This window comes from Staphylococcus sp. EG-SA-17 (assembly GCF_017151845.1).
Lineage (GTDB): Bacteria > Bacillota > Bacilli > Staphylococcales > Staphylococcaceae > Staphylococcus > Staphylococcus aureus.
Genome location: NZ_JACVZO010000057.1, coordinates 1 through 2,198, shown reverse-complemented (window position 1 = coordinate 2,198; position 2,198 = coordinate 1). Strand labels below are relative to the sequence as shown.

At 28.8% G+C, this 2,198-nt stretch carries 2 protein-coding genes; both read right to left on the bottom strand.

What is annotated here, in order from left to right; all coding sequences use genetic code 11:
- Positions 1 to 61: 61 nt before the first annotated feature.
- A complete protein-coding gene (istB, locus tag IDG65_RS13910) occupies positions 62 to 829 on the bottom strand; it encodes an IS21-like element helper ATPase IstB (protein ID WP_001095317.1) in 768 nt (255 codons plus the stop codon).
- An 11-nt stretch (positions 830 to 840) separates the two neighbouring features.
- Positions 841 to 2,076, bottom strand: a complete 1,236-nt coding sequence (gene istA / locus IDG65_RS13905) for an IS21 family transposase (RefSeq protein WP_001215400.1) — start codon at positions 2,074 to 2,076, stop codon at positions 841 to 843.
- Between the last annotated feature and the right edge of the window lie 122 nt (positions 2,077 to 2,198).

The following is a 2,198-nucleotide window of genomic DNA, read 5'->3' as shown; positions in this document are numbered from 1 at the left end:
TGTCAATAGCGGTTTAAAAATGCTGTTTTATGGCGGTTTGAAAATGTCGTTTTTTAGCGGTTTAAGATTGTCGTATATTTAATGATTTTTCGGTTTTATAATCTTTTAATCGATATGATTCTCCAGTAATTTTAAATACTTTTGAATGGTGAACTAACCGATCAATTATAGCTGCTGATACAATCTTATTACTAAATGACTCTCCCCAACTCGAAAATGGAATATTAGTCGTAATTATTGTTGATTTCCACTCATACCTTAGTGACATTAACTGGTAGAATAAATCAGCTTGTTCTTTGGTGATGGGAGTATAACCAATTTCATCAATGATAAGTAACTCTATTCTGCTTAATTGCTTTAATGTTTTATTAATGATTCCTTTGGAATCTGAGACAGTTAATAAGTCTATTAATTCTTTGAAAGTATAGAATCTAGTCTTTATATTTTGCTTACATGCCTCTATTCCTAATGAGATTGCTAGGTGTGTTTTACCAACACCACTATTACCTAAGAAACAAATATTTATACTATCTTCTAAAAAATGCATAGATTTTAAAGTGAGTATTTCTTGTTGATTTATACTAGGTTGAAACATGAAATCAAAATCATGTAAATATTTTATTTTAGGGAAACGTGCTGAATTCACAGCACGTTTAAATTTTAATTCTGATTGATATTCTATTTCTTTTTCCGTTAAATCAATCAATATTTCAGTTAAAGATTTCTCATTTTTAGAAAGTAATTCAATATAGTTTGGATAATAATCTTTGAATTTTTTTAGTTTTAATATTTCAAAGTTATTAAGTAATTTTTGATGGTTCGTATTCATCGAAAGTCCTCCTAAATTTCGTCATACAGTAATAATGAATTTTCTATATACGTAAGAATTTCTTTGTCATCCTTATGTTTAAATACATCTGATTTTAATATTTCACTCATATCTTCAACGATATAATTAAATTTTCTTTCGGATAGATTATGCCGTCTTATTAATTCACCATCATAATAAATCAGCAATTCATCAGTAGAATTATTGAATATCACTTGTACTTCTTCACCAATGTATTTAGTAGGTACCGAGTATTTACCTTTTCTAAAGTTAATCATCGATTCTTTAGAAACGATTCTTATACACTCATTTTCGATGTAAGTATCTAGTAACTTGGCATTAAAAGAATTTAAATGTTCTTTTTCTTCATAATTGAAAACGTCGATAGGTCGTTGTTCTGTTGCTTGTGAAATTTCTAAGTGATTCAATTCGTGACATAAATCGTTTACTAGCCCAATAAGTTCTACAGCATCATAAAATTCATAATCGTATGGTCTTAAACGCTGTTCAACAAATTTAGCTAATGATTCAACAGACCCTTTTGTTTGAGGACGATAGGGTCTACAAGCAATAGGTTCAAAGTTGGCATCCTTACTAAATTGATAAAATAAATTATTAAAGACGACTTTTTTATATTGTGTTCTAGGTCGATCAACTACAGTTCTCATATTATCGAACCAGATTTCTTTTGGAACCCCTTCGGTGTATTCAAAAGCGTCTTTTAAACATTCAAATAAGGTATCTTGTTTTCTATCCCAAGTTAATGTGATATACTTCATTTTTGAATAGTGTAGAACGTAAAGAAAGATGTTGAATTGATAAGTTCTGCCAAACTTATCATGCATTACCATATCTTCTTTCCAGTCTACTTGAGCAGCTATACCGGGATTAGTTTCTACGCGTATAGTTGCTTTTTTAGTCTCATTTTGTTTTTTATTTTTACAGTATTCTCGTAGAATAGTATATTTACCTTCATAACCCTTTTTCTCTATATATTTAAAAATGGCCATAGCTGTACATCCTAATTCAATTTTTTTATTAATAATTTCTTTAAATGGATCTAGTTTTGATGCTTTCTTATTTTGTTGTCTTTTCTTCAATCGTTCTAATTCATTTTCTTTTCCTGCTTCATAATATTTTTTAACTGTTCTTGGATCACAATTATATTGTCGACCAAGCTCGGCATAATTTGGTTTAATACCTTTCATAATGTAAAATAGCACTCCTTCATAAATGTCATGTCTCAATCAAATAACCTCCAATCGAAGATTGAGTTAAGACATGATTATATAATTTAAAAAAGAAAAAATGTAGGAAAAACAGCATTTTCATTTCGCCATTTTCCTACATTTTATAACCGCCATTTACA

What these genes read in the sequence shown, in the direction of transcription:
- istB (WP_001095317.1), bottom strand. Translation starts at nt 829, where the DNA reads ATGAATACGAACCATCAAAAATTACTTAATAACTTTGAAATATTAAAA.